The 26758-nt window shown below is 67.1% G+C and carries 22 protein-coding genes and 1 riboswitch; of the genes, 9 read left to right on the top strand and 13 right to left on the bottom strand.

Annotation, left to right across the window (positions count from 1 at the left end; genetic code table 11):
• Positions 1–17: 17 nt before the first annotated feature.
• Positions 18–2987: a lysylphosphatidylglycerol synthase transmembrane domain-containing protein gene (locus HMPREF3165_RS01115; protein ID WP_070510208.1), complete on the bottom strand. Its 2970-nt coding sequence runs from the start codon at positions 2985–2987 to the stop codon at positions 18–20.
• 158 nt (positions 2988–3145) lie between these two features.
• Here HMPREF3165_RS01115 and HMPREF3165_RS01110 point away from each other — a divergent pair, with 158 nt between their 5' ends.
• Both HMPREF3165_RS01110 and HMPREF3165_RS13470 read left to right on the top strand, forming a co-directional pair.
• A complete protein-coding gene (locus tag HMPREF3165_RS01110; protein WP_070510204.1) occupies positions 3146–3799 on the top strand; it encodes a hypothetical protein in 654 nt (217 codons plus the stop codon).
• Between the two features lie 82 nt (positions 3800–3881).
• Entirely contained in the window at positions 3882–4226 is a 345-nt protein-coding gene (locus HMPREF3165_RS13470) for a winged helix-turn-helix domain-containing protein (protein WP_003788681.1), read from the top strand.
• Positions 4227–5283: 1057 nt separating this feature from the next.
• On the opposite strand, the gene HMPREF3165_RS13115 is transcribed toward HMPREF3165_RS13470, so the two are convergent.
• Genes HMPREF3165_RS13115 through HMPREF3165_RS01100 form a run of 4 tightly spaced genes read right to left on the bottom strand, consistent with a single transcriptional unit; the run spans position 5284 to position 8017 of the window.
• Positions 5284–6081 carry a hypothetical protein gene (locus HMPREF3165_RS13115; protein WP_020992123.1) on the bottom strand — a complete coding sequence of 266 codons (798 nt, stop codon included), beginning with the start codon at positions 6079–6081 and terminating at the stop codon, positions 5284–5286.
• Between the two features lie 39 nt (positions 6082–6120).
• Positions 6121–7347 carry a hypothetical protein gene (locus HMPREF3165_RS13110; RefSeq protein ID WP_141744981.1) on the bottom strand — a complete coding sequence of 409 codons (1227 nt, stop codon included), beginning with the start codon at positions 7345–7347 and terminating at the stop codon, positions 6121–6123.
• Positions 7344–7640: a hypothetical protein gene (locus tag HMPREF3165_RS12565; RefSeq protein WP_003788687.1), complete on the bottom strand. Its 297-nt coding sequence runs from the start codon at positions 7638–7640 to the stop codon at positions 7344–7346. Before HMPREF3165_RS12565 ends, HMPREF3165_RS13110 begins: the two co-directional genes overlap by 4 nt.
• Positions 7640–8017 carry an SAV_915 family protein gene (locus HMPREF3165_RS01100; RefSeq protein ID WP_003788689.1) on the bottom strand — a complete coding sequence of 126 codons (378 nt, stop codon included), beginning with the start codon at positions 8015–8017 and terminating at the stop codon, positions 7640–7642. The genes HMPREF3165_RS12565 and HMPREF3165_RS01100 overlap by 1 nt, the downstream gene beginning before the upstream one ends.
• Positions 8018–8510: 493 nt before the next feature.
• Here HMPREF3165_RS01100 and HMPREF3165_RS01095 point away from each other — a divergent pair, with 493 nt between their 5' ends.
• Positions 8511–9515 carry an alpha/beta hydrolase gene (locus HMPREF3165_RS01095; RefSeq protein ID WP_003788690.1) on the top strand — a complete coding sequence of 335 codons (1005 nt, stop codon included), beginning with the start codon at positions 8511–8513 and terminating at the stop codon, positions 9513–9515.
• A 209-nt stretch (positions 9516–9724) separates the two neighbouring features.
• Positions 9725–10459, top strand: a complete 735-nt coding sequence (locus HMPREF3165_RS01090) for a response regulator (RefSeq protein WP_003788692.1) — start codon at positions 9725–9727, stop codon at positions 10457–10459.
• 24 nt (positions 10460–10483) lie between these two features.
• Here HMPREF3165_RS01090 and HMPREF3165_RS13105 read toward each other — a convergent pair whose 3' ends face one another.
• Positions 10484–11506 carry a hypothetical protein gene (locus HMPREF3165_RS13105; protein ID WP_003788694.1) on the bottom strand — a complete coding sequence of 341 codons (1023 nt, stop codon included), beginning with the start codon at positions 11504–11506 and terminating at the stop codon, positions 10484–10486.
• A gap of 396 nt (positions 11507–11902) precedes the next feature.
• The gene (gene pulA / locus HMPREF3165_RS01085) at positions 11903–14812 is read right to left on the bottom strand and encodes a pullulanase-type alpha-1,6-glucosidase (RefSeq protein ID WP_070510201.1); all 2910 of its coding nucleotides are present in this window, start codon (positions 14810–14812) and stop codon (positions 11903–11905) included.
• 492 nt (positions 14813–15304) lie between these two features.
• Between pulA and HMPREF3165_RS01080 the strand changes: the two genes are divergently transcribed.
• Positions 15305–16738 carry a replication-associated recombination protein A gene (locus HMPREF3165_RS01080; protein ID WP_070510210.1) on the top strand — a complete coding sequence of 478 codons (1434 nt, stop codon included), beginning with the start codon at positions 15305–15307 and terminating at the stop codon, positions 16736–16738.
• 198 nt (positions 16739–16936) lie between these two features.
• Here the strand turns inward: HMPREF3165_RS01080 and HMPREF3165_RS01075 are convergent, their stop codons facing one another.
• Positions 16937–19528: a (Fe-S)-binding protein gene (locus tag HMPREF3165_RS01075; protein ID WP_070510198.1), complete on the bottom strand. Its 2592-nt coding sequence runs from the start codon at positions 19526–19528 to the stop codon at positions 16937–16939.
• Positions 19529–19899: 371 nt separating this feature from the next.
• Complete coding sequence (locus HMPREF3165_RS01070; protein WP_070510195.1) at positions 19900–20217, bottom strand: DUF4235 domain-containing protein; 318 nt, start codon at positions 20215–20217, stop codon at positions 19900–19902.
• A gap of 449 nt (positions 20218–20666) precedes the next feature.
• On the opposite strand from HMPREF3165_RS01070, the gene HMPREF3165_RS12560 reads away from it, so the two are divergent.
• Positions 20667–20984, top strand: a complete 318-nt coding sequence (locus HMPREF3165_RS12560) for a hypothetical protein (RefSeq protein WP_256274695.1) — start codon at positions 20667–20669, stop codon at positions 20982–20984.
• Between the two features lie 369 nt (positions 20985–21353).
• Here the strand turns inward: HMPREF3165_RS12560 and HMPREF3165_RS01065 are convergent, their stop codons facing one another.
• The 4 genes from HMPREF3165_RS01065 to HMPREF3165_RS01050 all read right to left on the bottom strand — a co-directional run bounded on the left by HMPREF3165_RS01065 (position 21354) and on the right by HMPREF3165_RS01050 (position 24128).
• Entirely contained in the window at positions 21354–21719 is a 366-nt protein-coding gene (locus HMPREF3165_RS01065) for a hypothetical protein (protein ID WP_003788709.1), read from the bottom strand.
• An 81-nt stretch (positions 21720–21800) separates the two neighbouring features.
• The gene (locus HMPREF3165_RS01060) at positions 21801–22250 is read right to left on the bottom strand and encodes a TetR/AcrR family transcriptional regulator (RefSeq protein WP_070510191.1); all 450 of its coding nucleotides are present in this window, start codon (positions 22248–22250) and stop codon (positions 21801–21803) included.
• A 78-nt stretch (positions 22251–22328) separates the two neighbouring features.
• Complete coding sequence (locus tag HMPREF3165_RS01055) at positions 22329–23396, bottom strand: YdcF family protein (RefSeq protein ID WP_070510188.1); 1068 nt, start codon at positions 23394–23396, stop codon at positions 22329–22331.
• A 300-nt stretch (positions 23397–23696) separates the two neighbouring features.
• A complete protein-coding gene (locus tag HMPREF3165_RS01050) occupies positions 23697–24128 on the bottom strand; it encodes a winged helix-turn-helix transcriptional regulator (protein ID WP_070510185.1) in 432 nt (143 codons plus the stop codon).
• A 111-nt stretch (positions 24129–24239) separates the two neighbouring features.
• Between HMPREF3165_RS01050 and HMPREF3165_RS01045 the strand changes: the two genes are divergently transcribed.
• The 3 genes from HMPREF3165_RS01045 to HMPREF3165_RS13465 form a co-directional block, all read left to right on the top strand.
• Complete coding sequence (locus HMPREF3165_RS01045; RefSeq protein ID WP_070510182.1) at positions 24240–25070, top strand: NAD(P)H-binding protein; 831 nt, start codon at positions 24240–24242, stop codon at positions 25068–25070.
• Between the two features lie 166 nt (positions 25071–25236).
• Positions 25237–25381, top strand: a riboswitch (TPP riboswitch).
• Positions 25382–25434: 53 nt separating this feature from the next.
• Complete coding sequence (locus tag HMPREF3165_RS01040; protein ID WP_070510179.1) at positions 25435–26532, top strand: thiamine ABC transporter substrate-binding protein; 1098 nt, start codon at positions 25435–25437, stop codon at positions 26530–26532.
• A partial coding sequence (locus HMPREF3165_RS13465) for a hypothetical protein (protein WP_218079035.1) occupies positions 26529–26758 on the top strand: 230 nt, incomplete at its 3' end. The genes HMPREF3165_RS01040 and HMPREF3165_RS13465, both read left to right, overlap by 4 nt.

Genomic DNA, 26758 nt, shown 5'->3' with positions numbered 1-26758 from the left:
CGGTCACCGCCGTCGGCCTACAGATCCCCGACCTTCTGAAGGCGCTGGAGGCTGAGCCAGCCCACCGGGATCGGGATCCAGAAGGTCACCAGGCGGTAGACGATCGCCGTGGACAGCGCCACGCCGTAGGGGACGCCGGCGGCGACGAGCCCGGCGGTCAGGGCGAGCTCGACCGGCCCGATACCGCCGGGGGAGGGCACGATCGAGCCCACCGTGTTGGAGGCCAGGTAGGTGATGGCCAGGACCGCGAAGGGCACCGTGTAGCCGAAGGCCCACAGGCTCGCACTGAAGGACAGGATGTAGGACAGGGTCAGCATGAGCGCGCCGCCGACCCCCAGCACCAGGCGCATCGGGTTGGACATGACCCACACGAGCCGCGGCCACACCTGGCGGTAGGTGGGCTCGATCTTGGCCCAGGCCCAGGTGCGCGCCTTGGGGATGGTCAGGACCACCGCCGCCACCACGACGACGGCGCCCGCGGCGACCAGCACCCAGCCGGACGGCAGGGTCAGTCCGGTCGACTGGCCGGTCATGGCCGCCAGCACCACGAGCAGCACCACGGTGACGACGAACTGGACCACCTGGACCAGGGCCACCGTGGCCACGCCGACCGCGGTGGGCACTCCCTTGCGGTTGAGGAAGCGCAGGTTGATGGCCGCCCCGCCCACACCGGCCGGGGCCACGAGTGAGACGACGGCGCTGGCCAGGTGCACCTCGGTGGAGCGCCACAGGGAGAGCCGCTCGGGGCTGAAGGCCACCAGCGTGAGCCCCGCGCCCACGTAGGTCGCCACCGAGAAGAACAGGGCCGCCAGCATCCACCAGATGTTGGCCTGCGAGACGGCCGCGGAGACCTGCTGGAAGTCCAGCTGGGCCAACAGTGTCCACACCGCCACCAGGGCCACCACGGCCATGAGGACAACGCGCGTGGAGAAGCGGTTGAGGCGGGCCGGCTCGGCGTCGGCCGTGGGGGTCAGCGCCACGAGGGCGACGCGCAGATCCTGGAGGACCTGCCGGTTCGCTCCGCCCCGCCCCATGACCTCGCGGGTCTGACGCGGCAGCACCACCCGCTGGAGCATGGGGGCGATCGAGGCCAGCTGCGCGGTGGTCAGTGAGCGGGAGGCGGCGTCGATGGCCCGCTGGGCACCGACCGCCAGCGCCGTCAGCGCCAGGGCCTGAGCCAGGTCCACGCGGCGGGAGAGCTCGGTGGAGATCGTCTCGCCCGAGGCCCAGTCCAGGAGCCACAGCCGCCCGGACTCATCGACGACGACGCTCGAGGCGTCGATGCTGCCGTGCGCCAGCCCCGCGGCGTGAGCGCGCTGGAGCTGGCTCCACAGCTGGTCCAGGACGTCGTCGTCCATCTCGGCCCCCAGGTCGCTGATGGACCGGGCGCCCACGACGTGGTCGGTCACCAGCAGCACGGACTCGGCGGCCTCGGCCATCCCCAGCAGGCCGGGGGTACGCACGCGGGCGCGGCGGGCCTCCATCGTCATGAGGGCGGCGTGCTCGGCGGCCGGGCGCAGGGACAGGTCGCGGGTGGGGGACAGGCCCCGAACGCGGATCTGGTCCCAGATGTTGGAGAGGAATCCGGCCACCTGCCGGTCGGCGTCGAGGAGGGTGACGTTGTGGCGCTCACCGGCCGAGTCCCATACGGCGTACATGCGGTGGACCGAGGCTCGCTCCTGAGACAGGGCCTCGCTGGAGGCCTCGGCCAGGACCGCGGCCAGGTCGACGTCGGTGGCCGGCCTGATTGTGTTCGCGCCCGCCGGCGCCCCGGTCCCGGCCGTGTCCAACGGCGTCGAGTCGAGGGGGGAGGCGGTCTCGCCGCTCGATGAGCCGGCGGGGGCGTCGGTGACCTGCGCGTCGGTGGGGGCGGAGGCGTCGTCGGTGGTGGGCTCGAGGCCCGCCGGCTCCTGCGGGGCCGGGGCCAGCGGGTTCTCGCTCACCTGCTCACGCACCTGCTCACGCACCTGCTCGGTGTAGCCCAGGGGGGCGTCGGTGGTGACGACCCAGGCGCGCGCCTCGGGGGCGCGGTCCATACGGACCACGCGTACGGCGTCGATCCCGGCCCGGCGCAGGGCGCGCACGAGTGTGACCCCGTGGGCGCGGCGGTCCTCGACCCCGAAGACGTAACGGACCAGCAGGCCGACGACGCGGCCCAGCAGCAGGGACAGCACCGCGCCCGGCAGGGTCAGGGCGCCGCGCAGGACCGCCATGCCCAGGACCACCCACAGGGACGCCCAGCCCGAGCGCATCACGGTGGAGCTGTTGCGGTCGCCGGCGCCCGTGAGCAGGCCGGCCATGGAGGCGAAGACCGTGGAGATGCCCAGCTGGGCGGTGCCCGAGGCGGTGACCGTCAGCCCCATGACCAGGGCGGTGGGGCCCCAGGCCACGAGGCCGGTCATGGCGGCGACGGCGACCAGGTGGCCGGCGATCCCCGACAGGACGGCCTGGCCCAAGGACCGCCAGGAGCGGCGCAGGACGCGGTCCAGCAGAACCGCCAGCGGCACGATGAAGGTGACCAGGCCCTCAATGGTCTGCAGGGGGAAGACGAGGATGCGGCGCAGTACCACCGCCAGGGCGTTCTGGACGTCCTGGGTGACGCCGGTGGTGGTCTCGTGGGCGTAGATCGCCAGGACGAGGACGGCGAAGATGCCCAGGAGCGTCAGGGTCAGGTCGAGCAGGTCCTCCGTGCGGCGCAGGCGGTGCGCGGTGGTGTCCACCAGGAGCGTTGTTGAGCGGGGGGCGGCAGGGCCGGAGGCCGGGGTGGGCTCGGCCATGGGGGCGACCCCGATGACCGGGATGCCGACAGGAGAGGTGGAGGTCGACTCCGCGGAGGGCGCGGAGGTGGACGAGGTGGCCGACGGGACGGCTGCCGCAGATGCCTGCTGGTCGACGGCGGTGGGGGACTCGCCAGGAGGCGAGGTGAGCGTCGAGGCGTGGTCGAGGTCGCCTGTCGGCGGGGGCGACCCTGGTGCCGCATCTGTCATGACGCCGATTCTAGGGGGAGAGCCTGGGTGGACCCTCCTACGCCGGAAGGAGCCGCGCGGCGGCGTTGGCTTGTTCAAAGTAGTTTGCAACACAAACCAATGGGCGCTATCCTGGAGCTGGTTTGAAACGCAAACCACTGTTGACGAGGAGGTTCATCATGAGTGCGGCCACTGAGGATCAGCGGATTCCGGCGGGGCCCGATGAGGCGCTCGCCGTCGTCGAGGCCCAGCGGAGCGCCTTTCTCAAGCGGCACGAGATCAAGGCGACCCCACTCCTGACCGCCTGGGGGCTGGCCTGGCTGGTCGGCTACGCCGCTCTGGCCCTCTACCGCGAGGCGGACTACAGCCTGCCGACGGCGCCGTACCTGTTCTTCTGCGGCTGCCTCGCGGCGGCCCTGCTGTTCACCTTCGCCTACATCGTCCCCAAGACGCGCGGCATCCGCGGTCGGAGCAGTCGCGAGGGCACCTACTACGGTCTCGCCTGGAGTCTCGGGATGCCGCTGGGGGCCATTATCCTCAGCCGGGTCAACGCCTTCCTGGGCACCCTCAACACAAGTGAGGCCAATGAGGTGATGAGCGTGGTGTCCAACGCCGTGCCCTGCCTCGTCGTCGGCGTCATCTTCCTCATGAGTGCCGCACTGTGGAATGAGGCGGTCATGGGCGTCCTGGGCGGATGGATCCTCCTGGTGACCCTCGTGGTCACGATTGTCGGGATGCCCTGGGCCTGGTGGATCATGTCCGTGGCCGGTGGGGGCGGCATGCTGGTGGCCGCTGTCGTCGCTGCTGCCGCAGAATCGAAGCGAGGTGCGTGAGGTGACCGGAGGGGCGGGGGTGCAGCGGCCCGAGAGGTCGGAGAGTGCCGGCCGGGCAGAAGGGTCGGCTGAGTTGGCCGAGTTGGCGGAGTCGGCCGGTGCCGGAGCTGAAGTCCTCGCTGCTGCAACGGCCTCCGCCGTCGATATTGACCCTGTCATTCACGCCCAGGCCCGCCTGCGGATCATGGCGACCCTGGCCGCCGTGCCCGTTGGCGACGAGCTGCACTTCCCGCGGTTGCGCGAGCTGCTGGACATGACGGCGGGCAACCTGTCCACGCACCTGTCCAAGCTGGAGGGGGCGGGCTACGTGCAGCAGAACAAGACCTATTCCGGGCGCAGTCCTGCCACCTACCTGGCACTGACCCCTGAGGGGCGCGTGGCCTTCGAGCGGTACGTGCGCAACCTGCGCGCCCTGCTCGACGCCTGAGGCTGAGTGGCTGGAGCTCGGCCGAGGGGGCTGGTGGTCATTCGGCTGACGTCGTATCGCCCCCGTTGCCGGCTGAGGTGGGTGGTTCAGCGGCTGACCGTGATGCTGGAGGTCTCGATGGACGCTGCCGGAGTGGGGGTGGTGAGGGGGCCGGTTGATTCGCGGACTGTGTGCGTTCCCTGGCGAGACCTGCTTCCACCTCATTCAATGAGGCGTACATCAGTTCCCGGACCCGTTCCAGGCCGCGCTGCTGAGTGAGTTCATCACGAAGTTCAGGATGATCGCGGTAGAACACCAAGAGCTTGTGTAGCTGTTCGCAGCCGAGAGGTATGCCACCTATTGATACGTAGATCGTCTCGCTACTCGTTGCCAGGGTCACGCGAGGGACCCCTCGTATTGTTCCGTATCTTTGGAACGTAGGCGATGAGTCCCAGGAGGCGAATGTGCGGCGAAGCCCTGCTGTCCGCAGATGAATGCCGTGAGGAGAAGCCTCGAAGACGGGAGATCCGGGACGATACAGGGGAGTGGACGCCCATGTGAATGCACAAAAGGCGCTCGTCAGGAGTGAGAGCCAGAAGGCCTTGGTGTCACCTGGTTCATTGAGGCCGGAGAGTACTGCAAAACACAGAGAAAGCAGTGATGACAGGGTCATCATTGAGTTCACGAGAATCTCGCCGGTCTCGCACAGCCAAGGCGGGACGAATGCGACGCGAGTTCCATCGCAGTGCCAACGGCGTTCTGCCTGGTGGATGTGAGCGTAGATGATGTATCTGTGGAGCCCGTAAGCGATGCTGGAGCAGCCCATGAGCAGCATCCACGCCATGAAAGCAGAGGATGAGTGATAGGTGAAGGACAGGAGTGCCAGGCCGACCCCGGCTATCAGCATGATGAATGCTTCCAGGCCCCTCAACTGGTCTGCGCGTCCATAATTCTGCGCTGCGGACTCGCCTCCGCCCGTGGGGGAGAGCTTCTGAAACACAGTCATACAAACAGGTTTCCTCTTGAGATGAGGTGATGATCTGTTGGGCGGCAGTTCAAGTCGATAGAACGTCGATGTTCACTGGCTATGCAGGTCCTTGGCTATTTCAGAGACCGGAAAATCCATGAGGCTTCGTACGTGTACAAGGCCTTGCGGCGTACCGATACTTCGACGCGCATCAGCGTAACCTGAGTAAAACTCAAGAACTCTTTGAAACTGGACGTACCCCAGGGGGAGCGTGAACATCGGAAAATAGTAAAATGAGTTGGTTCTGGTCTCTATGAGAGCAACGGGCGTGCCGTTATGTCTCACGCAGCCCAAAACTCTCGGCTGTGCCGCCCAAGGGATCATGGTTCGATAGCGCCCAGCGGGCCATAGGTGAACTCCGATCGAGTCGATAACGATTTCAGGCTTCGTCCATTTCCCAAATGGTAATGAAAGCAGGCTAAGTAATGATAAGATCAGTAAGATCCCGGCCATCATCGCGATTCTTAATTGTGTCCGGCTTGAGTATGATGTTCCACCAAAATACGTCAGCCAGGCCGCGGTGACTATGGTAAGTACCAGAATGACTATCGTCAGAATGCTCCACAAGTTGAAGAAACAGCATGGACCGAACTCAATGCAGTCCGGTCTAGCATTCCATTTTTTGTAGGAGTGCTGAGCGAACTTGAACTGCATATTTCGATTGATGGCATATGAAGTGAGGGACAAGCCGATCCCCAGGTATAGAATCTGCATAGGAGCGGGGATCAACTTAATAAACAGAATGGCTGCACCGAAGCACATAATAGCCGGTAGGCTAAAAAAGTAGGATTCATGCAGGCGGCTTAAGTCGGTTCGATCGCACGAATGAACCTTATTCACGTAATTCACGCACACCCTTTTCTGCTGAGGGAGCTTGCTTCAATGGATTCAGCCAACGACAGACTTCCAGCCGTGAGATAATTTTCTGCTTGCCCAATCCCAGCCGTCGTGAACCTCGTTCTTGACATCCTCCCACTCCTCCAAGTTGAGCTCTCCTTGTTCTTCAATGAAGTGATCGATCTTCCCTCGAATGTTTTGAGGAACAGCATACTCGTAAGCATATCCCACCCCAGTCACAACAACGGTGCCAACGGCAACCGCGGTAGCGCCAACGGCGAGAGCTGAGGCTTCGGGAGCAAGAGCAGCAGCTGCCACAACAACTCCTGCATCAGTTGCCAACGCGGTGGCTGTGGTGATGACAACTTTACTTGGTGATTGTCCGTTATAAAGATCGTAAGCTGCAGTTGCAAGAGTCAGTGATGGCCCTGCAAGCTTCTTCATGAGACCACCAACGTACTCGAGACCATCCGCGGTGTCACTGAGAGTATTTGGCTTTCCTCTGCCCATGTTTCTAGCAACTGCTTTGTCGCTTGGAGGTCTGCTTTTCGTTCTCACGGACTTATTCTCTGATCTTTTGGCTGCGAGTTCCCTGGCCAATACAGTCGCCTGGCCTCTAAGTGCATCTCCAGCTTTTGTATACTTGTTCTCCAGGACTAGTTCTCCGGCCTTGCCTGATGCTCCGAGTACGAAGTCTCTAACTGCCCCCATTTCGGTGTCGTTTAATGCGTCGGTTTTTGCTTTTATTAGATTCTCGGTAATCCAATCATTGAGCTTTTTGAATGTCGCCTCTACGCGACCTCTTATCATTTCAAAGTCTCTTACCTTTGCAGTGTATTCCCCATAAGAATCGTCTGCCTTGTACCAGTCATTTTTTTGCTGTGAGGTCCCATTCTTTGGAAATTCGCCGGGGGGTGAAACTGTCGCCGGGTACTCAATAATGTTTCCTTTCACTGTCAGATTGGATTGCCTGGCGGTTTCCAGGTGCTGTTTCATGTCGTCTTTTCGGTATGAGAGTTGATCGGCAAAGGATCGAAACACAACAGCTGCAGCCTTAGCGCGGGTGTAAATGTCGTTTCCGGCGTCTCGTAGAGAACTTGCGTATGCGCCAACAGCGAGGGCGGTTTCGCCGCCCATCCCGGAAGTTACTGCGTTTCGGTTAAGCATGCCGCTTCCGTCACTTGCGTCGTCGCGTAAATTTTCCAAGTAGCGAGCAGCATTGTCGACAGATGATACGCTTCCAGGAATCGTGACATCGATATTCCCATTATCGCTCATGACGTTACCTTCTTGTCCATGTCCCTGAATGTTTGGGCAACACTTTCATCAACCCCTTTAATTTTATCTATCGCCCCTGCCATTTTGTCTCCGCCAAGTTTTGACGCAAGTGCAACATATCCGGCATCTTTAGCTATCTTAATTATTGATTCAACGATATAGTCTGTGCCGTCGCCGCCGTCAACACTTTCCGGCATAGTGTCTTTATTCTCTTCAAAATCACTTTGAGCGCTGTAGAAGTTTTTTTTGATGACTTCCGCGTCGTCATAACTCATTTTAAGTGTTTTAGCCACTAGTATCTCCTTTCTTCTTGGCGCCAGAGCTCTTGGGGTATGCGCTGGTCCAGCATGATGACGTCGAAGGGCTGTTTCTCGGCGAGGTCGTTGAGGTTTTCCGTGAGGAGCAGTGCCCACGGCTGGTTGGGTCCCATGCACTTCACCAGGCGGTCGACGGCCGTGTATGCCAGCAGGGCCATCCGGCCGTCTCTCATGCGCCGCAACTCAATCTCCGGGCCCTGCGCGTTGGGTACTCCGGTTGAGGGTAGGTACAGCGCAGGAGGAATGAAGGGGTGGTCGGGGTCAGGGCCGAGGGAGTCCTCGTCACCCAGGGGCGGAGCAGTCTCAATCTGCTCCGGAGGGGTCAGCAGCATGAAGTCGCGAGCAGATCTCATGCTTCGACGCTATCGAGACACTTCGTCTCTCGCAGCTATTTCTACCGACCAGATAGTGAATCCAGTCACTGTACTGGCGCAACCGCGACCGGCTTCGTTGACTTTGCCGGGCTTGTGCGTTCCAATCGGTCGGGCGTGTGGTGCCTACCTGCCGGCGTCGTCGCCTTTAAGAGGTGAGGTTGTGTCGCCTGCCAGTTCGCCTGTCGGAGTGCCGGTTCCGGTGGCGTGTGCGAGTGCGTGGCCCTCGAGCGGTACGTGCGCAACCTGCGCGCCCTGCTCGACGCCTGAGGTCCTTCGGGGCGGCGGCGACAGGGGGTGGTATTAACCGAACGGTTAGCGTATGGTGTGAAACAAGTCTCATAGGTGGGTGCCGATGGAGGCGCTGCCGTGAGGCCTTGTCGCAAGGGTCGGCCGGTGCCCGTCAGCCGGCCGGTCCCCGGGGCGGCAGGTCCGCCCCGCCATACCCGTCACCGTCGACATCCAAGGACATGCCATGCCTTTCAGTGCACAGACCTCGCCCGCCGACTCGCCATCCCACCTTCAGTCCAGCCGCGCCTGCGCCCATCGGCTCAGCCGCCGAACCCTGCTCAAGGGGGTGGGTGGTCTCGCCGCCGCCTCCGTCATCGGGGGCGGCGCCGTCGTCGCCGGCTCGGCCCCGGCCCAGGCCGCCCTCACGGTGGCCGAGCACGAGGACCACGGCCGCATGCAGTACTACAAGCTGGCCACGTCGTCGATCGGCTGGCTGCCACGCGTCAACGTGCTGCTGCCCGACGGCTACGACACCTCGCGCCGCTACCCGGTGCTCTTCCTGCTGCACGGCGGCGGCGAGAACTACTCGACCTTCGACACGAAGTACGACATCCGCAACCACACCGCGGGGCGCGACCTCATCGTCGTCATGCCCGACGGCGGGGCGGCCGGCTGGTACTGCGACCCTGAGTCCTCCAACGTGGGTCCGCGCAACTGGGAGACCTTCCACATCAAGGAGCTCCTCCCCTGGGTCGATGCCACCTTCGCCACCACCGGGCAGGCCTCCGGTCGCGCGGTCTCCGGCTTCTCGATGGGCGGTTTCGGGGCCCTGAAGTACGCCGCGAAGTACCCCGAGCTCTTCGCGTCGGTCTCCAGCCACTCGGGGCCGGCCGACCTGCGCATCCAGGACGGGGCGGTGGTCCACTGGGCGAACTTCACCGCCGGAGCCACCGACCTCAAGGGCGGCACCATCTACGGGATCCCGTGGGACCAGGCGCGGGTGAGCGCGGACAATCCGGTCGAGCATGTGGAGAGCTACCGGGGTAAGCGCGTCTTCCTGGTCTCCGGGACTGAGAGCGATCGCTACGAGAGCGTCGTGCTGCCCAGCCAGCAGAGCTTCGAGAAGGCGCTCGACGGCGCCGGCATCGGCTACGAGCGCTACGAGGACACCGGCGCCCATATCGTGCGCTGGGGTCGCATGCAGCAGGACATCGACTCCCTGCTCAACCACTTCGCCAAGGGCGCGTGAGGTCCGGGCGCCGGCGGGGTCGGATCGGCCGGCTCCGCCGGGGTGGTGGGTGGCGGTATGGCTCCCCGCCTGCCCACAGTGAGAGCCAATCACTCTGATATGGCGAACCTCGCAGGGCGTCGTCGGCACTTCATCAGGACAAAACCGCACCGGCCGAACCGGAAGGGCGGATACTTCCGGTGAGTTGCCGTCAAGAAGAGGAGGTGCCTGTGATCCGCCTGGGTCTGGCTGACGACGAGCCGCTGCACATCATGGGCCTGGCCACGCTGCTGGGGGCGCAGCCGGACATGGAGATCATCTGGCGGGCCGCCGACGGCAAGGAAGCGCTCGCGCGCAACGCCGCCGACCCGGCCGATGTCCTCCTCCTTGACGTGCAGATGCCGGGCCTGAGCGGCCCGGCCACCACCCGCGAGCTCATGGCCCGCGGCGCGACCGGCAGAGTCGTCATCCTGACCACCTCCGACACCGACGCCCCCGTCATGGATGCCATCGAGGCCGGTGCCTCCGGCCTCCTGCTCACAAGCACGCCACCCCAGGAGCTCGCCGCCGCGATCCGTGCCGTCCACGACGGCAGCTCCGTCATCTCCCCGGGGCCCACACGCCGGCTGCTCACCGCCGCGCGCACCGGCCACGTCAGTGGTGTTCGGGCCAGGGAGGGGGCCGGGCGCCACGCCTCCGAGGACTCAGTCGAGGCACTCCGGGCCGCCGAGGCCTCCCAGCAGGTCGCGGGCCTGACCCAGCGCGAGCGCGAAATCCTGGCGCTCATCGCCCTGGGCCTGAGCGACCAGGAGATCTGCGACCGGAAGTGGCTGTCCATGCCCACGGTCACAACTCACGTGAGCCACCTGCTGTCGACAACTGGCTGCCGCGACCGGATCCAGCTCGTGCTGCTGGCCCTGCGCGGCGGCGTCGTCGACCCCGCTGATGTCCTGCATTTGAACTGACTGCAACGCTGCAAAATGAACAGCCTAGTCTTCTTCCTCATTATTTCTGGAGAACAGACTTGATAGCTGTGGCTGTGTTGAACAAGCGGGTGTTGGCTGGCTGGTGCCAAGATTTAATGAGAGGATGGAGTCCAGTTGGGGGGTGCAGTGTATTTGAGTGGGGGCAGGTAGTGTCGTGGGCTGCTCACCTTCTTCACTTCCCAGTTTTGACCATCCGATATTTTTCCAGTCGTCGCCATCCCAGTCTGCAAGCATGAATGTAGCGTGAAGTTCGGGGTGTTTCTGGATGCAATACCGTCCCGGTATTGGAATCCAGGTCCGGGTGACGGCAACTGGACTACCGAAAACAGTAGGATAGTCACGTAAGGGCTTGTAGTCCATGTCTCGGTTGTCGATGATTCCGTCAACCCTCATCAGTACTTCATAGACTCCCCGTGGTTCTAATTTCCTTCCTCGGTCAAAGGCTTCTAGAAAAGTCCATCCCATATATTCCCTGTCTTCGCGTGATCCGATGTTAAGTTTCTGAATGGAATCGTCATTGGTGTTGTCTGCGACGGACGCTACCGTAATTAAGTTCAGAATATCCGACGGCGTCCTTGCCCAGGAGGGGGCGAGCATTATGTTGCTGAGCTGGTCGCTAGGTGGGTGTGTTCCCTGTGCGCTTAGGTTCTTTCGATATCCGTATGTAATAATGTTGTACTGCTCCGAATTTCCTATCCACCATGCTGTGTCGATTAAATGCGGCAACTGCCCTCTGTGGTTTGATTCGAAAACGCAACAGAACCCGATCATGCGGGTAAGAAGGTATCCTCCTGGTGAAGGAGGAGATACGTACCCTATTGATCCTTGCTTCTGCATTGTGCGGTACGCCTCAGATAGGAGGCGACGGTTGGATTTACTTTTCGATGAGGTCCCAAAAGAGGCTCCAAGAATGCCGCCATTGTATCCACCATGCTGTGGATCCAGGTTGAATCCTTGTAGTTTCGCGGAGGAAAGATAGCGGATGTCGGCGTTTTTTGGATCAAGATCGAGGATTGCGTTATTCATCTATGGCTCTACTGTGTCGAATCAATCGTGATGGTTGTTCTCAAAATGTGTGTGTCGGCTAGTCTTGCCGTGTTGGTGGCCAATTTATAACGTTGTGTGTCGTTTTGAGAAATGCTGAATATTGTATGGCATGCGCGGCGGCGTCGTCGACCCCGCCGACCTCCTAGGTGGGTACTGAACCCGCGCATGCCCCCCTGAATCAGCCGCCCGGGGCCGCTTTGTGTCACTGTGGGCGACATTTTGGGCTGATCGCCTCCTTGGTCCTCCGCGGCTTGCGAGCATCTGCCCAGGTCAGGACGGTGTGCTGGTTGCGGTGGGGCACCTAGGGGCGGGGAATAGTCGTCACAAGTGACAGTTTCCCTCGTCGGGGAGCCGCCCGGGAACGAGCGCGCCGCCTCAGCGGCTCTGGGGCTGCACCAGGACGGCCACGGTGCGCGCCGGCACCGAGATCGTCCCGCTGGCACGGTCGAAGCCGGTGCGGCGCACCACCTCATCGGCCCCCTCGGACTGGATGGGGGAGAGGCGGAAGTCCCGGCCCGCCAGCTCGGGCAGCGGCTGAGTGAGCGTCTGGCCCGAGGCGTTGAAGACCACCAGGACGGCGTCGAGCTCGGGGTCCACGTCGCTGCCGCCCCGGGTGTCGTCGATGAGCATGACGATCACTCCCGCCGGCGCCCCGAAGCCCGCCCCCGGGAAGCTCAGCTTGTCCTGGATGAGGCGGGCCGAGCCCAGGCTGAACAGCGGCGTCGAGGCGCGCAGCCGCAGCAGATCCAGGGCCTGGGAGCGGGCCGCCGCGATCTCCTCGGGCGAGGGCCGCAGCCAGTCGTCCTGCAGCAGCGGCCCCTGGATCGCCCAGGAGCCCTCGTTGCGGCTGGCCGGCGGCAGACCCCGCCCGAAACCATTGGACTGCCCCGTGAAGTCAATGGCGTTGAACCAGTCCCCCGAGTTGTAGGAGTCCCGGTCCAGGGACTTGCTGCGCAGCAGCTCGGTGCCCGCGCTCCAGAAGGCCGGCGACTGCGCCAGCGCCACCGTGGCCAGGCACACGGTGTTCATGCGCACCCGCTCGGCCACCGGCATGCCCTGGGGCAGCTTGTAGGCCAGCAGGTCGTAGAGCGTCTCGTTGTCGTGGGCGTCGACGTAGTTGACGTTCTCCTGGGGGTGGGAGGCGAAGGCCGCCGGCGCCCCGTTGTGGATGAGGTCGATGCCGCGGCGCACCGACCCGTCCGAGATCGTCATGACGTAGTCCTTGAGGTTGCCCGCCAGACCTAGGCGCACCAGGTCGGTGCGGTGGGCCAGATCCGCCGACTGCTCGTTCCAGCCACGGTGGTCCAGGCCGCTGGGCTGCGTGAGCAGGCCGGTGCCGAAGCCCTGGAAGACGCGGTGGTCGGGGTCGAAGGCGCCCCCGCCGTGGACGGCGTCGCGCAGGCGGTCGTTGAAGGCACCGATCCCGGTGCCGTCGAGCTGGCCCTGGGTGGCCTGCACGAACAGGGCGTTGCCCGCGACCTCCCCGAAGTTCCAGCCCTCCCCGTACAGGTAGATGGAGCGGCCGTCGACGCCGTCGGCCTCCAGCGTCAGCTCGTCCAGGGCCGCCCGCACCCGCTCCATGACGGCGCGCGGGTGGTGGCCCATGAGGTCGAAGCGGAAGCCGTCGACCCGGTACCAGCGCGCCCAGCGCACCACCGAGTCGACCATGAGGCGCGCGCACAGGGCGTTCTCCGTGGCCGTGTTGGCGCAGCAGGTCGAGCTCGTCACCCGCCCGACGGCGTCGAGACGGTGGTAGTAGCCCGGCACCACCCGGTCCAGGACGCTGCGTGGGTCCTGCCCGCAGGCGGCCGTGTGGTTGTAGACCTGGTCGAGGACCACCTGGAGGCCCAGGTCGTGCAGGGCCCCCACCATCTCGCGGAACTCGACGACGCGCGCCCCGCCGTCCTGGTGGCCCTCGGTCGCGTAGGAGCCTTCGGGGGCGCCCCAGTGGAGCGGGTCGTAGCCCCAGTTGTAGGCGTCGTGGTCGGCCACCTCCGCGATGGCCGCCTGCTGGTCGGCCGAGGCCGGGTGCGCGCCGTCGGGGATGTTGGGGTGGCGCTGGGAGCAGCGGTGCTCGGGGATGGTGGCGATGTCGAAGGTGGGCAGCAGGTGGACCGTGTTCATACCGGCCCGGGCCAGCTCGGTCAGGTGGCGCACACCCGCCGAGCCCGCCACCGTGAAGGCCCGGTAGGTGCCGCGCAGCTCGGGCGGGACGGTGCCGTCGGCGGCGGAGAAGTCCCGCAGGTGGAGCTCGTAGATGCTGCGGGCCGAGTCGTTGCGGACCGCCGGAGCCCGGGTGGTGGCCCATTGCTCGGGGGCCAGGCGCGGGTCGGCCAGGTCGACGGCGACCGAGCGGGTCGAGTCCGTCGTCAGCGCCGTCGAGTAGGGGTCGGTGACGACGTTGGTCTCCACGCGTCGAGTGCTGGGCACGTAGACCCGCACCTCCCACAGGTACTGGCAGCCGGCGGCGATGGGGGCGGCGGGCTCGCCGCCGGGGGCGCTCGCGGCGACGTCGGCCGGCTGGTCGGGGCGGTTGGTGACGACCCAGCGGCCGTCGCTGGTGCGCACCGCCGGGGTGCGTCGCGGCGGGCCGGGGACCTCCGGCACCGACCCCAGCCGGTCGCCGGTCTCCCAGGTCAGGAGGGTCACGGCCTGGGCGGTGGGCGCCCACAGGGCGAACGAGGGCAGGCCGCCGGTGAAGGTGACGCCCAGCTCGGCGCGGGTGGCGGCCTCGGCGTAGAGATGGTCCAGGAGGATGGCGGTCTGCACCCCGGTGAAGGCGTCGAGGTGGGCGTCGCTGACGTCTGCGGCCTCGGTGGGGTCCGGGAGCCCGACGTACTGGGCGATGGCGACCTGGCCGGTCAGGGCGGAGGCGACGGCAGCGTCGTCGAGCAGGGGGGTGCCGGCGGCGTCGGTCGCGCTCAGGGCGATGTAGCCCTCCAGGTGGGGGTGCGCGGCGAGGACCTCGTCGGGAAGGTTCCCAACGATGCGCAGCGGCGTGACCGTCGGGGCGGGCATGCCGTCCGCGCCCAGGATCCGACCGTGGATGGCTGCGGCGCCGCCGTCGGGCGCCGTGATGAGACGCAGGGCGAGGCCGGAGCCGGGGAGGGGGGGACCGGCGTCGGTGACGACGACCTCGCGGTCCATCCCCCGGGGCAGCAGCGACAGCGGCCACGCCAGGATGGTGGGGGTGACCCAGTAGGCGCGCTGCTCCTCACTGCCGGCCACGGGTGGGAGGGCCGTGGTGGTGTCGAGTGTGCAGGTGAGCGTGTAGGTGAAGGTCATGGGGTGTCCTCCCGAGTGGAGGCGCCGTGGTGGGACGCCGCCGGTCCTGCCGGTCGTGTCGCGGGCGGCCCCGTGTGCGGGGGTCGGCAGTGGGGCCGTGCACCTCGTAGTCTCCCCCGGGTGGAGGGGCCATGTCAGCCCGATGGTGGGAATTGTCCTGCCTGGCGGGCGGTGTGTAGTTCTCCGGCGTTCCGTCATCGTGTACGTACTGCCCAGGCCCGGGGCATTCGACGCGTGCGGGGACATTGCGGCGCGGCCGGTGACATTTCTCTGCGGTCGGGTGCGGTTTGCGCGTGCGGGGACAGGAATCCGGTCCCCGCACTCGCAAGATGTCCCCGGCCGGAGGGGAATGTCCCCCACCGCGTGTGATGTCCCCGGCTGCACGGGATTGTCCCCGTGGATGCGGGAGGGCCGAGTGGGACGGTGCGGGTCGAGGTGGTCGGACGGGCGACCGTCGGCACTGATGTCACCGCCAGGTCCTACGCTCGGGGCATGGCTCGCCGTACGCCCGAACCGGACTCGCTCTCGCTGTTTGACGCTGCTGGCCCCGATGGCTCCGGCTTCGTCGACGACCCGTCCCGCCCGCTGGCCGACCGGCTGCGCCCGCGGGTGCTCGACGACGTCGTCGGCCAGGACCAGCTGCTCGCCACCGACGCCCCGCTGGGCCGCATGGTCGCGTCCGGCCGCCTGTCCTCGATCATCCTGTGGGGTCCGCCGGGCTGCGGCAAGACGACGATCGCCCGGCTCCTGGCCGACCGCACTGGCCTGGTCTTCGAGCAGGTCTCGGCGACCTTCTCCGGGGTGGCCGACCTGCGCAAGGTCTTTGCCGCCGCGGCCCGCCGCCGCGAGATCGGGCAGGGCACACTTCTGTTCGTCGACGAGATCCACCGCTTCAACCGCGCCCAGCAGGACTCCTTCCTGCCCTATGTCGAGGACGGAACAGTCGTCCTGGTCGGCGCGACCACCGAGAACCCGAGCTTCGAGCTCAATGGCGCCCTCCTGTCTCGCTGCCAGGTCATGGTCCTGCGCCGCCTGGACGAGACCGCCCTGACCGAGCTGCTGGCGCGCGCCGAGTCCCTGACGGGTCGCAGTCTCGCCCTGACTGAGGATGCCCGCACCGCCCTGCTGTCCATGGCCGACGGCGACGGCCGCTACCTGCTGGGCATGGTTGAGCAGGTCCTCGCCGCCCAGGACGCAGGCGGCCCGGAACCACTTGACGTTGAAGGGCTGCGCGGCGTCATCGCCTCCCGGGCTCCCCTGTACGACAAGTCCCGCGAGGAGCACTACAACCTCATCTCCGCCCTGCACAAGTCGATGCGCGGCTCCGATCCGGACGCCGCTCTGTACTGGCTGGCGCGCATGCTGGGCGGGGGCGAGGACCCGCTCTACGTGGCGCGCCGTCTAGTGCGATTTGCCAGCGAGGATGTCGGCATGGCTGACCCCGCCGCCCTCCAGGTGACGCTGGCGGTCTGGGACGCTTACGAGCGCTTGGGGTCGCCTGAGGGGGAGCTCGCGATCGCTCAGGCGGTCGTCTACCTGGCCACCGCGCCCAAGTCCATCGCCGTCTACCGCGGCTACGGCCGGGCGGTGCGCCTGGCCCGCCAGACCGGCTCGCTCATACCGCCGGCCCACATCCTCAACGCCCCCACCCGACTCATGAAGGAGCTCGGCTACGGTGAGGGCTACGAGTACGACCTGGACACGGCCGACGGCTTCTCCGGTGCGGACTACCTGCCCGACGGCGTCGAGCGTCAGGCCCTTTACGAACCCACTGCCAACGGCCACGAGCGCCGCATCCGTGAGCGGCTGGAGTACTGGGAGGCACTGCGGGCGAGCAAGCGCGGTGAGGGTTTTGGTGAGGGAGGCGACGGCCGGTTGGGTGAGGGCGTCGGCAGCGGACTGAGCCAGGCGGGCACCGAGACGTAGGCCAGTTCCTGCGGTGCCGCTCATCGACCGGGGACGATCGACGCGTGCAGAGGCATTGCGGCGCGGCCGGGGGCATTCGACGCCGTCGGTGACATTTCTCTGCGGTCGGGTGCGGTTCGCGCGTGCGGGGACCGGATTCCGGTCCCCGGACGCGCAGGATGTCCCCGGCCGAGCCGATGGGGTGAGGCCGACGTCCGCCTACTCCCCGCCGCGGCGCACAGCCTCCAGCATGAGGGTGGCCACGTCCGTGACCCGCACGTCGGCGCCCTCGGAGGCGACGCCGTCGGAGAGCATCGTGGTGCAGAAGGGGCAGGCCGTGGCGATGACCTGCGCGCCGGTGCCGATGGCCTCGCGCGAGCGCTCGACGGCGATGCGCGTCCCGATGGTCTCCTCCATGAAGGCGCGCGCCCCGCCGCCGCCGCAGCAGAAGCCCCGCTCGCGGCTGCGCGGCATCTCCACCGTGGTCGCGCCGGTCGCCTCCAGCAGCTCGCGCGGCGGGGAGTAGACCTGGTTGTGGCGGCCCAGGTAGCAGGCGTCGTGGTAGGTGACCGTCGGGATGACCGACTCGCCCGTTGCCTTGCTGGCGGTCTCCCCGCCCGACGGCGCCGCCGGGGCCTTGGCCTGCGGCTCGGCGGCCTCGGTGCTCGACGTCGGGGCGTCCCCGGCCGGTGAGTCGCCGTCCTGCCCGGTGGCGGGTGCCGGTGTGGCCAGGGCGGCGGAGGCGGATGGGGCGTCGGGCGCCGTCGAACCACCCGCGGCCTGCGGCGGCGCCGGACGCAGCCGGCCCTCGCGCACGAGGCGGTTGAGCAGCTGGGTGTAGTGGACGACCTCGTAGCGGCCCCCGATCTGCGGGTACTCCCGCGAGATCGTGTTGAAGCAGTGCGCGCAGGTCACCACGATCCTCTGCGCCCCGACCTCGCCCAGGGTCTCCACGTTCTGCGCGGCGAGCATCTGGTAGAGGATCTCGTTGCCGGCGCGCCGGGCCGGGTCGCCGGTGCAGGTCTCGGCGTCGCCCAGCACCGCGAAGCTCACCCCCGCGGTGTGCAGCAGCTCGGCCACCGCCCGCGTCGTCTTCTTGGCCCGGTCCTCGTAGGCGCCGGCGCAACCCACCCAGAACAGGTAGTCGACGTCCGCGGCGCTCTCGACGTCGTCGCCGATGACCGGCACCTCGAAGTCCAGGTTCTTGGCCCAGTCCATGCGCTTGCGTGCCGGCAGCCCCCACGGGTTCCCCTTGGACTCCATCTTGCGGAACATGCCGCCGAGCTCCTTGGGGAAGGCCGACTCCATGAGCACCTGCTGGCGGCGCACATCGACGACGTGATCGACGTGCTCGATATCCACCGGGCACTGGTCCACGCAGGCCCCACAGGTGGTGCAGGCCCACAGGACGTCGGCGGGGATGACCTCCCCGGCCAGGGGCGCCGGCCGCGTGGCCACACCCGTCTCGGTGGGGGCCGCCTTGGCCGCCAGCAGCGCACCGAGCACGTCGCCGGTGTGTGCGGTGCCCGGCTCCAGGCCCAGGTTCGTCTCGCGCGCCAGCCCGTCATGCATGCCCAGCGCCTTGCCGACCAGCCCGCCGGAGGTGGGGCGGGAGGCCACCATCTCCTCGGTGACGTCGTCGGGCTCGACCCCCAGGGCGTTCGCGGCCCGCAGGAAGGGGGCGGCCGCCGCGTGGTGGTCGCGCAGCGCCATGACGAACAGCTTGGGGGACAGGGGCTTGCCGGTGTTCCACGCCGGGCACAGGTCCTGGCAGCGGCCGCACTCGGTGCAGGTGGAGAAGTCCAGCAGGCCCTTCCAGGTGAAGTCCTCGATGCGGCCCACGCCCAGGCGCACCTCGGGGCCCTCGCCGGAGTCGGCGGCCTCCATGGCCTCCTCCAGCGTGTCCATGGTGGCTTCGGTCAGGGGCTCGTCGCCGACCATGAGCGGCTGGAGCGGGCCCAGGGCCTTGGAGCCGTCCACCTCGCGGCGCGCGTAGACGTTGAGGATCGCCAGGAACCGGTGCCAGGCCACGCCCATCGAGGGCTGCAGTCCCACGACGACGAACCAGGTCATCGACAGCACCACCTTGATGGTGGCGACGACGAGGATCGCGTTGGCCAGGGCACCGGCGCTCAGGGAGGTGAGCAGCGGGCCGGTCCATGCCGTCAGGGGGAAGTGCGTCCAGGAGGCCAGGGCCCGCTGCGCCGGGTCGGGGGAGGCGGCCAGGTGGGCGTGCTCCAGCATCCGCAGCGCCAGCACGCAGGCGACCACGCCGATGATGGTGGCCTCGACGAACTTCGCCTGGGCCGACGTCGAGCCGGCGAAGCGGGAGGTGCGCGGGCGCTTGCCGCCGTCGGAGTCCGGGGCGTAGGGCGGGGCGGCCCGGCCGGCCCGGGTCAGGCGCCAGCGCAGGATTGTCAGCCCCACGATCCCGAAGGTGGACAGCCAGGCGATGATCTCGATGACCCAGGCCCACCAGGCGGCGTGGCCGATGAGCGGCAGCGCGAAGTCGGGACCGCCCAGCACCTGCCCGTAGCCGGCCACGAGCGTGAGGAACAGCAGGGGGAAGGAGACCATGACCAGCCAGTGGGCGGCCTTGACGAAGGGACGACCCTTGAAGGCGGTGTGGCCTACGAGCGCCCCCAGCGTGAGCGCCAGGCGCCGGCCGACCGGGCGCAGGCGCTCCGGTGCGGTTGCGCGGCCCACGGCCATGCGGGCGCCAATAGTGCAACAGGCGCGTGCGAAAACTGCGATACCGATCGTCGTGGCGATGACGACGATGACGACACAGACGATCTGCACGGCACTCATCGGGGCGGGTTTCCTCAGGTCTCCGAAGGCAAAGGCGGAAGCGCTGGGAGGTGGCCGGTGGCGCCCCGGAGGGTCGCCTGCGCGGCACACCGTTGGCGCTTCCCGTCAGCCTACCTGTGGGTTGGCGGAGCGAGGCGGCTGAGGCGCGGTAGAGGAAAAGTGTCACGATTGGCGACTTTTCAAGGAGCGGCCGACGGTCTCGAGCTCGACTGGATCCCCGGAGACCGACTCTGACCTGCGCAGACACCGTGGTGCCGAGTGTGCGGAGGCCCCCCGCGAACGGCGCTCGGGCGGGAAAAGTCGCCAATCGTGACACGGGGCCACCAAAAAAGCGTGCCGACCCCGCAATGGGGCCGGCACTGACGGAGTCCTCAGGCGCTGATGGCACGCATCGCGTAGGGGGAGTCGGGGCGGCGGGCGCTGTACCACTTGGCGGCCTGGCGCAGTCCGAGCTCGCGCACCAGGGTGACGGTGGCGCCAGAGATGATGGCGAAGGTGACGATCTCAGCCAGCTTGTAGTTGAGGAGCTGGTCCTCCTCGCGCGGGGCCGGCTTGCCGGAGATGGCCCGCCAGCCAAGCGCCACGACCTTCTCAGCCACGAACCCGGAGGCCAGCGTGGCCACGGCCGCGGTCGCCTTCCACATGAAGTCGGTGGTCTGGTCGATCTCGGCGGGGTCCTGTGCGCTCATGAGTCCTCCTTGCGCCCGGGCCGGGCGGTGTCGTGGGTGCCTGCGTGCTGGCGGCGGACCGACGGTGTCGGCCCGTTCTGTCCCGATCATGCCGTACCCGGGCCGACGGCGCAGCCAGTGCCCGCCCGCGTGGCGCCAACTGCCGCGCCCGGGTGGGAGGGGATTCTCGTGGCGCCAGGCGCTTGAACGAACGGGGCAGATAGCATCAATGCATTGGATTGTTAAGACGTTTCAGGGAGAGCCTAAGTGGTTCCCAGAAAACTGAGTGGCAGGTGCCTTGTACTCGTCAGTTCGCCCTGTTACCTTCCTTTGTGAGGTGTTGGAAATTTCCTGATCCTCCTCGAATGGTCAGGATGTCGAGTGATCTACGGCCGGTGGGTTCGTCTGCTGAAGAGTAGGCGCCGCGCTTGCTTGATGGAGGTGCATGAATGCTGCGAGAGAACAGTAGTGTGAGTGCCCTGCTGACGTATGTCATTGTCATTGTATTCGCTGCGCTATTTGTTGCTGTCAACTGGTCGGGTTCGGGAAGAGTCTTGTCACTGGCTTCTGTTGCCGTCATTGCCTGCGCATTGATGGCGCTTCACTCAAAGTCCTTCGCCGCGGCTGTCAGTGCCGTGCTACTCCTCGTGCCCCTGCCCTTGGTGGCGATGTGGACGAACGCCGGCTCCGCGACAGGCGTCATCGGGCCGCTAGTTCTGTTGGTCGGAGTCGCCTGCTGGCGAACCTGGAGATCCTCAAAGAAGGTGGGGCTGAAGCAATCTGGTTGAGTCAGTCGGCTGGAGGTGGCTTACCCCTTCGTGTGTGAGCGTGTCGGAGTGTGTGGCGCCTCCCGGGACGACGGCGCAGCAGCCAGTCCCGCACGCGTGACGCCAGCCGCCGGACCCGCGCTTGGAGGTGGCCTCCCCCTTCGTGTGTGAGCGTGTCGGAGTGTGTGGCACCTCCTGATCTGACGCCGCAGCCAGTGCCCGTCCGCGTGGCGCCAACCGTCAGGCCCGGGTGGTCGTACCGTGCGCCGCGCGTTCGGGGGTCAGGGCTCGAAGCAGTGCCCTGCTCCACGAACGCGCGGGAGAGTGATGGGTGTCGTGGTGTGTGGTGCCGAGCCGCTGCCTGGATGAGGCGGCGGCCCAGGCCTGGGCTCACGCCTGGGCTGGGCGGATGGCGGCGTTGATCTGTGCGGCCAAGCCTGCGGGGTCGTCGACCGTGAGGTAGAGGTGCGTGAAACGCTCGTCCTCCAGGGTGACGACCAGGGTGTTCTCGTAACCGGAGATGTTCCAGAACTGCGCGGTGCCCTCGGCGTGGAAGGTCCCGGAGAGCTTGCTGCCGGCCTGCAGTCCGGGCCCGCGCCAGCCCTTGGGCTCGTGGCGCAGACCGGGGTCGTGCGTGGCGCCGCGCACGTGCGCGAGCGGGATCTCCAGCCGGGAGGTGTAGGACCACATCTTGTCCAGCCCGTGCGGCTCAACGCTCAAGGTGGTGTCGGTGATGGTGACGGTGTTGCGACTCATGATGTCTGCTCCTCTCATGGGCAGGTCGGTTGGGTGGAAGTGAGCTGGTGATCTGGCAGGTGGGCGCGGGGCTGGAACGGATCACGTCGGCGGTGAGGCCGATGCCGTCGGGGCTGATGGGGCCGAGCCCGACGTCGTGGCGCCGGCCCGCACCAGCAGTCGCCGGCCGAGCGCCTCGGCGGTGATGCCCGCCCGGTTCAAAGCGACCTCGAGGGACTCGTGCACGGCCGGGTCCCCGGGGGCGATCTCCATGAGTGCCACAAGGATCAGGTCGAGATCCTCGCGTCCCGCCCCTGCGGCGTCGGCGGAATCGTCGGGGGTGGCTGCAGTGCTCAGAGCGGCCAGCGCCTCGGTGAGGCAGCGCTGGAAGAGCCCGTCCTTGGAGCCGAAGACCCCGTAGAGGCTGGCGCGATTGACGCCGGTGGCCCGAACCAGATCGTCCACAGAGGCTCCCGCGAAACCGCGCTCGGCGAAGACCGCCGTCGCGGAGCTGATGGCCTCGCTCTCGATGAAGGTACGTCGTCGTCCCATGAATCCAGAATAAACGTTCTGGAACGGTCAGTCAAGAACAATCGTTCTGAAATTCTTGGGCGGGAAAGGCCGCCTCCCTCAGCCGATATGCCCCGTCTGCGCGCCGAGGACCAGCAGTGCGTACAGCACGGCGAAGACCCCGGCGATACCAGCGCAGGCCAGGGCGGGGCGGCGCCGGTAAGTCAGCACGGCGACGTACTCCCGCAGCCAGGCGTTGACAATGTAGAACCAGGCCGTGCGCGCCGGCTCCACCGCCCACGGCACCCCCATGTCGGAGGCCAGGATCGCGGTGCGCACCGCGTGGAAGGAGCTCGTCACCAGCAGCACCTGCGGGTCCGTCATGCCGCGCTCGGCCAGCAGGTCGCGCGTGTAGGAGATGTTCGTGCGCGTCGTCGTCGAACGGTCCTCCAGGAGGATCCGCTCAGGCGGGACGCCACGCGCGATCGCGTAGTCGGCCATGGCGCGCGCCTCGCTGACCGGCTCGTCAGCGCCCTGCCCGCCGCTCATGACCAGCAGCGGCACCCCGGGGCGCAGTGCCTCCTCATCGCGCCAGGCCTCGATGCCTCCGGCGATCCGCGAGCCCAGCAGCGGCCCGACCTTCCCGTTGATGAGGCCGGCGCCATGGACCACGACGACGTCGGGGTGCGGCATGGCTCGGCGTCCGCCCCAGATCCGCTGCACCGCCGTCTGGCCCAGGAAGATGAGGAGGAAGGCGCCCAGGTAGGCGCAGGCGCAGAACATGAGTGCGGCAACCAGCAGGGTCCAGGGGCTGCCGGTGGCCACAAGGGCGACGGCGGCCATCGGTGTGGCGATGAGTCCCAGGCCGGCCGCCAGGCACAGCAGGTTGCTCAGGCGCCGGCCCTCGCGGCGGATCAGGACGACGCCGTTGAACATGAGCAGGAACGGCATGAGGGCGATGAGCAGGAAGAAGGCGACACTGCCCAGACCCACCGGGATCGTGAGGACGGGGATGAGGGAGGCCAGGTGGTGCAGTGCTCTCACCGTGGCGCCGACCAAGAGCAGGAACAGGAGTCCGTTGCGAAGCCGGCGGTTGTCGCGGCGCCGCGAGAGCCTGAGGAGCCCCCACCACAGCGCCAGGGCGGCGACGTCGACCAGCGGAGCGGGGAGGAACCAGGGGGTGCTCATGGGGCGGCTTCCTCTCGTGGTGCAGGGGGTGGGTTTGTCCTGGGTGCGGGGAAGGCGGGCCTTCCCGGCATGGCGCGGGACGGTGGGTGCTGATGGGGCGGCGCTCATCATAGAACCGGGGCCGGCTGGTGCCGCCTTGCGCTCATATGAGCAGGTTAGGAGGCGGCTGCCGGTGGGTGTGAGCGTCGTTGGGACGATTCGTGGGAGCCGGCTCTCCACCCTACGGACGACGGCGTGTGCCCCGACTCCTCCCTGGGGGGAGGTGGTCGGACCGGCCGGGCGGGAGGCTCGCGCCGCGATCTAACGCACGGGCCTGTCCGGGTGGGTGCGGTCGTAGTCGGCCTGGGCCTGGGCGATGTCCTTCCGGTGCGCCAGTGACCAGTCGGCAAGGGCTTTCAGCAGATGCGTCAGGCTTGCCCCCATCTCGGTGAGCCGGTAATCGACTTGGGCGGGAACCGTGGGGTAGACCGTGCGGTGCACCAGCCCGTCGCGCTCCAGACGCCGCACCGTCAGGGTGAGCATGCGCTGTGAGATGCCGCCGACGGCGCGCTGCAGCTGACGGAAACGCAGTGGACCGTGCGTCAGCTCCACGATGACCAGCAGGGACCACTTGTCCCCCAGTCGGTCATGAACCGCCTGGATGCCGGGATCCTCGCGGTGCGCCCGGGTGCACCGCTCCAGAGGCTCCGGATTGGGGTCTTCGGTGGTCACATCGCTGTGTGTCGGTGACAAGAAACTGCCTCCTTGTAGGTGCGTGCGCGATGCCTCAGGCTCATGCGCAGAAGGTTCGGTGGCCGCGGGAACTGGTTTCTGGGGCGCGGTTGAGTCTGAAGGAGCCTACTCATGATCATGGTGACCGGTGCGAGTGGACGGTTCTCTTCAGCCGTCCTGGCGGAGTTGCGCGCTCGCGGCATTCCGGTGGTGGGTGGCAGCCGCACGCCGTCGGTGGGGCAACGGCATGTTGACTTCAGCGTCCCGGACAGCCTGGATTTCAACGGCGTCGACACCCTGCTACTGGTGCCTGCCGGGGCACAGGAGGACGACCGTCAGATCGCCTTCAACCGCGCTGCCGTTGAGGTCGCGGAGCGCGACGGCGTCTCCCATCTGGTCTACACGAGCCTCACTGGCGCGGGCGACCACCTGTCAATGGCACTGCCGCACCGAGTCACCGAGGGAATCACCATGGCCAGCGGCATGACATGGACCATTCTGCGTAACGGCGTCTACGCCGATATTCTCGGCGCTCCGCTCTCGTGGGAGAGGCGAAGTGGGGCGCCGGCGAGGATCGTGTCGCCGCTTGGGGTTGGGGCCGTGGCTGCGGTGGCACGGCAAGACTTGGCCTGTGCGGCGGCTTCCGTCCTCAGTGACCCGGGTAGGCACGAGAGGAAGGTCTACGAGTTAGTGGGAAGTAGAGCGATCTCCACCGCCGACGTCGCAGGCCGCCTGGGCTGCGAGGTGAGGGACATCGGCCTGGGCGAGTACCGGCAGCTGCTTGCCGAGGTTGGAATGCCGGCCTTCCGCCAGTTCTTGATGCTCTCGATCGCCAGTGTCATCCGGTACGGGTTCTTGGCCAGGACGGGTGATGACCTTCCGTACCTGCTGGGTCGGGAGCCCACGGATCCACTCGTTGTCGCGGCCAAGGCTCTGGCTGCTCGGCGCGCGGTCGTACCGTAGGTCGCGCTGTCGAGGGTTAAAGGTACGACCTCGCGGATTACCCTACGATCGCGCGGAAAGGCGATGGCGCGGGAAGGTGAACGTGTGGGGGCCGCGGCAGAGCTCGGGCGCGCGGCGCGGGCCGGATGGAGTTGGTGTCAGCGGGCGCCCTCGAACTACAGTTGACCTGCAACGACAGGGGAGCGCCCCGTCGTCGGCCCGGCCGCCACTGGTCGACGGGCCGCCGCCGATGGCGCTGAGAGTGCGGAAGCCCGCAGACCCTCGAACCTGCTCCGGTTAGTACCGGCGAAGGAAGTCGAGACCATCTCCCCGGCGCGCCGCAGATGGTCGCCGGGCCCTCCGGAGAACCATCCAGGAGGCACACATGAGCATCCAGTCCACCCACCGCCCCGGCCGGCCCCACCCGGCCCTCAGCCGCCGCGCCCTGCTCGCCGGAACCGCCGCCGGCGCCGTCGGCCTGAGCCTGGCCGCCTGCGGCAAGGGCAAGAAGGCCGGCTCCCAGGGCGACTCCAAGACCGTCACCGTCGTCACCCACGACTCCTTCCACGTCTCGGAGGACCTCCAGAAGGCCTTCACCTCCGAGACCGGCTACACGCTCAAGATCGCCACCTCCGGGGACGCCGGCGCCCTGGTCAACAAGCTCGTCCTGACCAAGGACGCGCCCCTGGGCGACGCCGTCTTCGGCATCGACAACACCTACGCCACCCGCGCCCTCGACCAGGGCGTCATCGACACCTCCGCCACCGTCACCCTCCCCAAGGGCGCCGAGAGCTACGTCGTCGCCGACACCCCGGCCCTGGCGCCCATCGACGTCGGCGACGTCTGCCTCAACATCGACACCGGCTACTTCACCGGCAAGGGCCTGACGCCCCCGGCGACCTTCGAGGACCTCACCAAGCCCGAGTACAAGGGCCTGCTCGTGGCCATCAACCCCACGAACTCCTCACCCGGCATGGCCTGGCTGCTGGCCACCATCGGCCACTTCGGCGCCGGCTCCTTCGCCGACTACTGGAAGCAGCTCATGGCCAACGGCGCCCGGATCGCCGAGGACTGGAGCGCCGCCTACGAGACCGACTTCTCCGGCAGCGGCAAGGGCACCTACCCCATCGTCGTGTCCTACGCCTCCTCGCCCTCCTTCACGGTCTCCAAGGACAAGAGCTCCAGTACCACCTCCGCCCTGCTGGACACCGCCTTCCGCCAGGTCGAGTACGCCGGGGTCCTCAAGGGCGCCGCCAACCCCGAGGGCGGCAAGGCCTTCGTGACGTGGATGCTCTCCAAGGCCGTCCAGGAGGACATCCCCGGGCAGATGTACATGTACCCGGTCCTGCCCGACGCCGCCCTGCCCGAGGCCCTCACGAAGTTCGGGCCGCTGTCGAAGTCGCCGGTGAAGGTCGAGCCCAAGGAGATCACCACCCACCGCGAGGAGTGGCTGAACACCTGGACCGAGGCCGTCGGCAAGTGAGCGCGCCGGGCGAGGAGACGCCAGGGGCCGACGCCGCCGCTGCACAGCCCGATACCGGAGCCTCCCGGAACGCTGAGCCCGCCCGGACGCCCCGCCGGGCTCGGGCGGTGGCCGGGGGGCCGCGCTCGGCGGACAGCTCGGGAGGCGGTCCGGTCCGGCCCGCCGCCGGAGCCTCCCCGGCGACAGCGGCGCCGGGGGCGGGGGTGGCGTCGGAGACGGCAGTCCG

Source organism: Actinomyces sp. HMSC08A09 (assembly GCF_001807465.1).
Taxonomy (GTDB): domain Bacteria; phylum Actinomycetota; class Actinomycetes; order Actinomycetales; family Actinomycetaceae; genus Actinomyces; species Actinomyces oris.
This window is presented reverse-complemented; position numbering and strand designations above follow the sequence as displayed.